The following is an 8,437-nucleotide window of genomic DNA, read 5'->3' as shown; positions in this document are numbered from 1 at the left end:
GTGGATAACCTGATTGCGCTGCTCGTCGCGGCGCCCCTGCTCGGAGCGGCCGTCCTGCTGTGCGGCGGGCGGCGGCTCGACAAGACCGGACACTGGCTCGGCACGCTCCTTGCGGGCCTCTCCTTCGTCATCGGCGCCGTGCTCTTCGCCGACATGGTGGGCAAGGGCGCCGAGGACCGGGCCCTGCACCAGCGGCTGTTCAGCTGGGTCCCGGTCGAGGGCTTCCAGGCGGACATCGCCTTCCAGCTCGACCAGCTGTCGATGACGTTCGTGCTCCTGATCACCGGTGTCGGCACGCTCATCCACGTGTACTCGATCGGGTACATGGAGCACGACGAGCGCCGCCGCCGCTTCTTCGGCTATCTGAACCTGTTCCTCGCGGCGATGCTGCTGCTCGTCCTCGCCGACAACTACCTGCTGCTGTACTTCGGCTGGGAGGGCGTCGGCCTCGCCTCGTACCTCCTGATCGGCTTCTGGCAGCACAAGCCCAGCGCGGCCACCGCCGCGAAGAAGGCCTTCCTGGTCAACCGGGTCGGCGACATGGGCCTGTCGATCGCGATCATGCTGATGTTCACCACCTTCGGGACCTTCGCCTTCGGGCCGGTGCTCTCCTCCACGGGGGAGAGCAGCGAGGGCATGATGACGGCGATCGGGCTGATGCTGCTGCTCGCCGCCTGCGGCAAGTCGGCCCAGGTGCCGCTGCAGTCCTGGCTCGGGGACGCGATGGAGGGCCCGACGCCGGTCTCGGCCCTGATCCACGCGGCCACCATGGTCACCGCCGGTGTCTATCTGATCGTCCGCTCCGCCGCCATCTTCAACGCCGCCCCGGACGCGCAGCTCGCGGTCACCGTGGTCGGCGCGGTCACGCTCCTCTTCGGTGCGATCGTCGGTTGCGCCAAGGACGACATCAAGAAAGCGCTGGCCGGTTCGACGATGTCCCAGATCGGCTACATGATCCTGGCGGCGGGCCTCGGCCCCATCGGCTACGCCTTCGCGATCATGCACCTGGTGACGCACGGCTTCTTCAAGGCCGGGCTCTTCCTCGGCGCCGGTTCGGTCATGCACGGCATGAACGACGAGGTCGACATGAGGAAGTACGGCGGCCTGCGGAAGTACATGCCGGTCACCTTCGTCACCTTCGGCCTCGGCTACCTCGCCATCATCGGCTTCCCGGGCCTGTCCGGCTTCTTCTCCAAGGACAAGATCATCGAGGCGGCGTTCGCCAAGGGCGGCACCGAGGGCTGGATCCTCGGCGGCGTCGCGCTCCTGGGCGCGGCCATCACCGCGTATTACATGACGCGCGTGATGATCCTGACCTTCTTCGGCGAGAAGCGCTGGCAGCCGGCGCCCGACCCGGACACGGCGCCCGGCGTCGAGCCCGGCATCGAGGTGCGTCCCGGCGAGATGCCGCACCCGCACGAGTCCCCGAAGTCGATGACGATCCCGATGATCCTGCTGGCCGTCGGATCCGTCGGCGCCGGCGCCTTCTTCGGCATCGGCGACCGGTTCGTGACGTGGCTGGAGCCGGTGACGCGGTTCGAGCACGGGCACCCGCCGATCGGTGCCGCGGCCATCACCTCCGCCACGGTCGCCGTCATGGTCATCGGTGTCACGGTCGCCTACCTCCAGTACGGCCGCAGGCCCGTCCCGGTCGTCGCCCCGCGCGGCTCGCTGTTCACCCGGGCCGCCCGCCGCGACCTGCTCCAGGACGACTTCAACCACGTCGTCTTCGTCCGCGGCGGCACGCACCTCACCCGCTCGCTGGTCTACGTCGACCACACCCTGGTCGACGGGGTGGTCAACGGCACCGCGGCCTCGGTCGGCGGCCTGTCCGGCCGGCTGCGCAAGCTGCAGAACGGCTACGCCCGCTCGTATGCGGTCTCCATGTTCGGAGGTACGGCGGTGCTGATCGCCGCGACCCTGCTGATGAGGGCGGTGTGATCGCCATGTCCCAAGTAGTCAACGCGGGGTTCCCCCTGCTGACGGCCACGGCAGCGGTGCCGGCGATCGGCGCGATCCTCACCGCCGCCGTCCCCGCCGCCCGCCGCACCGCCGCCAAATGGCTGGCGCTGCTCGTCTCGCTCGTCACGCTCGCGCTCGCCGCGACCGTGCTCGTCGGCTTCGACGCCGACGGCGACCGCTACCAGTTCGTCGAGTCCCACTCCTGGATCAAGGACTTCGGGGTCCGGTACGAACTGGGCGTGGACGGCATCGGGGTGGCGCTGATCGCGCTCACCGCGCTGCTCATCCCCTTCGTCATCCTGGCCGGCTGGCACGACGCCGACCCCCTGGAGACCGAGAGCAGTCGCTGGCGGCCCACCCAGGGCTTCTTCGCCCTGATCCTGGCCGTCGAGGCGATGGTGATCCTCTCCTTCGAGGCCACCGACGTCTTCCTCTTCTACATCCTGTTCGAAGCCATGCTGATCCCGATGTACTTCCTCATCGGCGGCTTCGGCGACCGGGCCCACGCGGGCTCCGACGAGAACGCGGCCGCCCAACGCTCGTACGCGGCGGTGAAGTTCCTCCTCTACAACCTGGTCGGCGGGCTGATCATGCTGGCCGCCGTCATCGGCCTGTACGTCGTCGCGGGCAACTTCTCGCTCACCGAGATCGCCGAGGCGCGGGCGAGCGGGCAGCTGGAGATGGCGACCAACACCGAGCGGCTGCTCTTCCTCGGCTTCTTCTTCGCCTTCGCGGTGAAGGCGCCGCTGTGGCCGCTGCACACCTGGCTGCCGAACGCGATGGGGGAGGCGACCGCGCCGGTCGCCGTCCTCATCACCGCGGTGGTCGACAAGGTCGGCACGTTCGCGATGCTCCGCTTCTGCCTGGGGCTGTTCCCCGAGGCCTCGAAGTGGGCGACCCCGGTGATCATCACTCTCGCCCTGGTCAGCATCGTCTACGGCGCGCTGCTCGCGGTCGGCCAGCGGGACATCAAGCGCCTGGTCGCGTACGCCTCGATCTCCCACTTCGGCTTCATCATCATGGGCATCTTCGCGATGACCAGCCAGGGTCAGAGCGGGGCCACGCTCTACATGGTCAACCACGGGATCTCGACGGCCGCGCTGATGCTGGTGGCCGGCTTCCTGATCTCCCGGCGCGGCTCGCGGCTCATCGCCGACTACGGCGGTGTGCAGAAGGTCGCCCCGGTGCTCGCCGGCACCTTCCTGATCGGCGGCCTGGCGACCCTGTCGCTGCCGGGCCTCGCGCCGTTCGTCAGTGAGTTCCTGGTCCTGGTCGGCACGTTCGCCCGCTACCCGGTGGCCGGCATCATCGCCACCACCGGCATCGTCCTCGCCGCGCTCTACACCCTCGTCCTGTACCAGCGGACGATGACGGGCCCGGTGAAGGAGGAGGTCCGGACGATGCCGGACCTGCGGGTGCGGGAACTGGCCGTCGTGGCACCGCTGATCGCCCTGCTGATCTTCCTCGGGGTGTTCCCGAAGCCGCTGACGGACATCGTCAACCCGGCCGTCACCCACACCATGTCCGACGTCCAGCAGAAGGACCCTGCACCCGAAGTGGAGGCGGCCAAGTGAGCGCATCAGCCGTCGCGCCAGCTGTCCACAGCCTGTGGACGACGGCCGCCGAGCAGCCGTTGAACACCATCCCGGCACCCCACATCGAGTACGTCCAGCTCTCGCCCGTACTCATCGTGGTCGGCGCCGCGGTCCTCAGCGTCCTCGTCGAGGCCTTCGTGCCCCGCAAGGGCCGCTACCCCAGCCAGGTGTTCCTCACCGTCCTGGCCCTCGTCGCCGCCTTCGCCGCCATCGTCGGTCTCGCCGCCGGCGGTTACGGCTCCACCAAGGCCCAGATCGCGGCCATGGGCGCCATCGCCGTCGACGGCCCGGCGCTCTTCCTCCAGGGCACCATCCTGCTCGCCTCGATCGTCGCGGTCTTCACCTTCGCCGAGCGCAGGCTCGACCCGGTCCACCACGGACACAGGGTCGACTCCTTCGCCGCCGAGGCCGCCGCCGTCCCCGGCAGCGAGCAGGAACGGGCCGCGGCCAAGGCCGGGTTCACCACCACCGAGGTGTTCCCGCTGGCGCTGTTCGCCATCGCCGGCATGCTCGTCTTCCCCGCGGCCAACGACCTCCTGACGCTCTTCATCGCCCTGGAGGTCTTCTCCCTCCCGCTCTACCTGCTCTGCGCCGTCGCCCGCCGCAGGCGGCTGATGTCGCAGGAGGCGGCGGTCAAGTACTTCCTCCTCGGCGCCTTCTCCTCGGCGTTCCTGCTCTTCGGCATCGCCCTGCTCTACGGCTACGCGGGCTCCGTCTCGTACGCCACGATCGCCGACGTCGTCGACGGCTCGGTCACCGCCGTCGACCCGGCGCTCGCCCAGACCATGGGCAACGACGTCCTGCTGCTCATCGGCTTCGCGATGGTCCTGATGGGGCTGCTCTTCAAGGTCGGCGCCGTGCCGTTCCACATGTGGACCCCGGACGTCTACCAGGGCGCGCCGACCCCCGTCACCGGCTTCATGGCCGCCGCCACGAAGGTCGCCGCGTTCGGCGCCCTGCTGCGCCTGCTGTACGTGGTGCTGCCGGGCCTCACCTGGGACTGGCGGCCGGTCATGTGGGGCGTCGCCATCGTCACCATGCTGGGCGGCGCGATCGTCGCGATCACCCAGACCGACATCAAGCGGCTCCTCGCGTACTCCTCCATCGCGCACGCCGGCTTCCTGCTCGCCGGTGTCATCGCGGCCACCCCGACCGGCATCTCCTCGGTGCTGTTCTACCTGGGCGCCTACTCCTTCGTGACGATCGGCGCCTTCGCCGTGGTCACGCTGGTGCGGGACGCCGGCGGCGAGGCCACGCACCTGTCCAAGTGGGCCGGTCTGGGCCGCCGTTCGCCGCTGGTGGCGGCGGTCTTCGCGGTCTTCCTGCTCGCCTTCGCCGGCATCCCGCTGACCTCCGGGTTCTCGGGCAAGTTCGCCGTCTTCAAGGCGGCGGCGGAGGGCGGCGCCGGGGCGCTGGTCGTCGTCGGTGTCATCTCGTCGGCGATCGCCGCGTTCTTCTACATCCGGGTGATCGTGCTGATGTTCTTCAGCGAGCCGAAGGCGGGCGGCCCCACGGTCGCCGTGCCGTCGGCCTTCACGGCGATCACCATCACGGCGGGCGTCGCGGTCACCCTCGTCCTGGGCCTCGCGCCGCAGTACTTCCTGGACCTGGCGGGCCAGGCGAGCGTGTTCGTGAGATAGCCGTCCGGTACGGGATCAGGGCCCGGCCGCCGCGTGAGCGGGGCCGGGCCCTGACGCGTCCCTACGGCGTCGCCGCGCCCGGCGGGCAGTCGCACGTCACCCTCGGGTTGTACGGCGTGAACACACCCTTCGGGTTCTTCTTGAAGATCCAGGCGTGCAGGGAGTAGTGGCTCCCCAGACCGGGGAGGACGGCCGGCCCGTCGAAGGCCCGGTCGAACATCCGCGGGCGCCCCTGGCCCTTGTTCAGGACGATGTACTCGACCGCGACCAGCCGCCGCTTGCCGTCGTGGTCGTCCTCGTAGAGCAGGGCGGCGGGCCTGGCCGGGTCGGTGGAGCCGATGTGCGCGGGGTTCACGTAGTGGTAGCCCATGCCGCCGAGCGCCTGGTCCTCGACGCACTCGTCCGTCCGGAGGTAGCCGTCGTTCACGGCGGCCTGCTCGGACCTGTACTCAGCCGTGGCGTCGATGGCCCTCCGCAGGTCGGGGTGGGACCGGTCGCCGCCTTTCGCTGCCGAGGCCGGAGCCGTCACCAGGGCCAGCGACGTGGCGGCGGCGAGGGTGAGCGTGGCTATGAGCGGGCGGGTTCGTACGGGCATCGCGTTGCTCCTCGGGGGCGGGATGCGCGCGCCCCTGGGCGGGGCGCCGGGATTCGCGCGGGCTCTCCCCTGTTCCCACAGTGAGCAGCATGGGCGGCCCCGATGGGTCACCGCACGCGGGGGTGACCCATCCGGGCGGACCCGTCAGGCCCCGGCGGCCGGAACGATCCGGCCGGTCACCTCACCGAGCGCGACCTGCGTGCCGTCCGGGCCAGGGGCCCACGCCGTGAGCGTGACCTCGTCGCCGTCCTCCAGGAAGGTGCGCTTCCCGGTGGTCAGCTCCAGGGGGTCGCGGCCGTTCCAGGTCAGTTCGAGGAGCGAGCCGCGCTGGTGCACCTCGGGGCCGGAGACCGTGCCGGAGCCGTACAGGTCGCCGGTCCGCAGCGAGGCGCCGTTGACCGTCATGTGGGCGAGCTGCTGGGCGGCCGTCCAGTACATCGTCGAGAACGGCGGCTCGGAGACCACCTCTCCGTTGATCCGGACCGTGATCCGCAGATCGAAGCCGCCGGGCTCCTCCTCCGCGGAGTCGTCGAGGTACGGCAGCGGCTCGACGCCCCGGGCCGGCGGGTCGACGCGCGCCGCGTCCAGGGCCTCCAGCGGGGTCACCCAGGCCGAGACGGAGGTCGTGAACGACTTCCCGAGGAACGGGCCGAGCGGTACGTACTCCCAGGCCTGGACGTCGCGGGCCGACCAGTCGTTGAGCAGCGTCAGTCCGAAGACGTGCTCGCGGAAGTCGCCGAGCGGGACCGGTGTGCCGAGGGTGGAGGGGGTGCCGACGACGAAGCCGACCTCCGCCTCGATGTCCAGCTTCACCGAGGGGCCGAAGACCGGCGCCGGGTCGGTGGGCGCCTTGCGCTGCCCGGCGGGGCGTACGACATCGGTGCCGGAGACGACGACCGTGCCGGCCCGCCCGTGGTAACCGATGGGCAGATGCTTCCAGTTGGGGGTGAGCGCGTCGCCGTCGGGGCGGAAGATGCGGCCCACGTTCGTGGCGTGGTGCTCGCTCGCGTAGAAGTCGACGTAGTCCGCGACCTCGAACGGCAGGTGCAGGGTGACGGCGTCCAGCGGGTGCAGCAGCGGCTCCACGTCCGGCCGGTGCGCGGGCACCGTCACCCAGGCGGTCAGCGCCCTGCGCACATCCCGCCAGGCGGTGCGGCCGGCGGCGAGCAGCGCGTTGAGAGAGGGCTGCGCGAGCAGCGCGGCATAGGGGGAACCGAGCGCGTGCGCCGCGGCTCCCGCGTCGAGGACATGACCGCCGATGCGGACACCGACCCTCCGCCGGCCGGGCTCGTCGGCGGTCGAGAAGACGCCGTACGGAAGGTTGTGCGGGCCGAAGGGATCGCCCTCGGCCAGGTCGAGCGGGGACTGCTCGGGCATCGGTGCTTGCCTCGCTTTCCACGGGTGTGGGGGACACGTTACGGGTCAGGGCGCGGGGCGCGGATGACATGGGTCACACAAAAAGTGGGGCCCATGTGCACAACTGTCCATGTTCGGGGGGCTTTATGCGGCCTGTGCGTCGCCTGTGCTGGCGTAGAGGCTGAACCAAGCCGACGATCGAGGAGCTGAACTCGCGGTCACCAAGGCCAGAAGGCGTACGGCGACATCGTCAGGCCGTCAACAGCTGCGGCTCACCGTCGGCGAGAAGGCGCCGGCCGGCGAGGGTGTGCCGTTCTCCGTCGGCGCGCACGAGAACAATGACGGCTCCTGCGGCTTCGGCGAGATATACGGCGAGACCTTCTTCGACATCATCGCCAAGCACCAAGCCCGGCACCCCGCCGGCCCCGGCACGGGCAACATTGGCACCACCCAGCAGGGCGGAACGTCCACCACCCCGGTGAACAGTACTGGCACCACCGGCATCCTCGCCGCCACCGGTTCGAACAACGTCGTCCCGCAGATCGGCCTCGCGGGCGCCGCGGCGGTCGTTCTCGGTGCCGGAACGATGGTCGTCGCCCGTCGCCGCAAGGCTGGTTCGAATGCCTGACCTGAGCGGTATCGAGGTGCCCGCATTCGCAAGGAATGCGGGCACCTCATTCGTGCGGGGTCTCCTCGTTATGTTTACCGCGCGGGTCCCTCCCATATGAGAGGAGACTCCCCGGGGACCCGCGTCCAGCGCTCCATCCGGAGGGGGCCGGGGTGGTACACCGAGCTTCCCGGTCCAACCATGTCACCGCCGATGAGGTATCCGTGCAGCCACTCCGCGAACCCCATCTGGTATTCGTAGAAGTCCTGTTCATCGCCGTCGCAGGTAAGAATCCTCCAGTCATTCGAATTCTCACCGCGCGCTGCGAAAACGTACTCACCCCGGTCGGTGGTGGCCAGCGGTACCATTCCCGCCCTGCCGCCGAACTGGGGCCCCGCTTCTTCGAAGCCAGGACACATGACGTCTTCGTCCCAGGTTGTTTCTCGAAATGTCTCGATCGTTTGCCGCATCCAATTTTCGAGGTCTTCGCAGGGGTGCAAGAAGTACAGGTGCCAGTTCACCTGCACCGGGGCATACGCCTCCACGATTTCCTTGTAGTCGTCCGGGACGGCAACGTCGAGACGCTCTTCAATGCGCCCCCATGCTGCAGTGGAGTCGGCGCTGACCTTGCGAGGCTCGCCCATCATAACGAGCAGGGCTTCCATATGATTCATGAATGCCC

Annotated in this window: 7 protein-coding genes; 4 read left to right on the top strand and 3 right to left on the bottom strand. The window is 69.5% G+C overall.

Translation table 11 applies throughout. The features are described 5' to 3' along the window. From nuoL to nuoN, 3 genes are read left to right on the top strand one after another with little or no spacing between them, the layout of a single operon-like run. On the top strand, positions 1-1,941 hold the full coding sequence (nuoL, locus tag ACF06X_RS17340) for an NADH-quinone oxidoreductase subunit L (RefSeq protein WP_392288105.1): 1,941 nt from the start codon (positions 1-3) through the stop codon (positions 1,939-1,941). A 5-nt stretch (positions 1,942-1,946) separates the two neighbouring features. Continuing rightward, positions 1,947-3,536, top strand: a complete 1,590-nt coding sequence (locus ACF06X_RS17335) for an NADH-quinone oxidoreductase subunit M (RefSeq protein WP_392288104.1) — start codon at positions 1,947-1,949, stop codon at positions 3,534-3,536. Next, positions 3,533-5,197, top strand: coding sequence for an NADH-quinone oxidoreductase subunit NuoN (gene nuoN / locus ACF06X_RS17330; protein ID WP_392288103.1), 1,665 nt, complete (start codon positions 3,533-3,535; stop codon positions 5,195-5,197). Before ACF06X_RS17335 ends, nuoN begins: the two co-directional genes overlap by 4 nt. Before the next feature lie 61 nt (positions 5,198-5,258). On the opposite strand, the gene ACF06X_RS17325 is transcribed toward nuoN, so the two are convergent. Both ACF06X_RS17325 and fahA read right to left on the bottom strand, forming a co-directional pair. Further along, positions 5,259-5,792, bottom strand: a complete 534-nt coding sequence (locus tag ACF06X_RS17325) for a hypothetical protein (RefSeq protein ID WP_392288102.1) — start codon at positions 5,790-5,792, stop codon at positions 5,259-5,261. 144 nt (positions 5,793-5,936) lie between these two features. Further along, positions 5,937-7,169: a fumarylacetoacetase gene (gene fahA, locus ACF06X_RS17320; protein WP_392288101.1), complete on the bottom strand. Its 1,233-nt coding sequence runs from the start codon at positions 7,167-7,169 to the stop codon at positions 5,937-5,939. Between the two features lie 286 nt (positions 7,170-7,455). Between fahA and ACF06X_RS17315 the strand changes: the two genes are divergently transcribed. After that, a complete protein-coding gene (locus ACF06X_RS17315; RefSeq protein ID WP_392288100.1) occupies positions 7,456-7,776 on the top strand; it encodes a hypothetical protein in 321 nt (106 codons plus the stop codon). Between the two features lie 74 nt (positions 7,777-7,850). On the opposite strand, the gene ACF06X_RS17310 is transcribed toward ACF06X_RS17315, so the two are convergent. Further along, positions 7,851-8,429 carry an SMI1/KNR4 family protein gene (locus tag ACF06X_RS17310; RefSeq protein ID WP_392288099.1) on the bottom strand — a complete coding sequence of 193 codons (579 nt, stop codon included), beginning with the start codon at positions 8,427-8,429 and terminating at the stop codon, positions 7,851-7,853. Positions 8,430-8,437: the final 8 nt, after the last annotated feature.

It is taken from the genome of Streptomyces sp. NPDC015346, from assembly GCF_043078785.1.
Lineage (GTDB): Bacteria > Actinomycetota > Actinomycetes > Streptomycetales > Streptomycetaceae > Streptomyces.
This window is presented reverse-complemented; position numbering and strand designations above follow the sequence as displayed.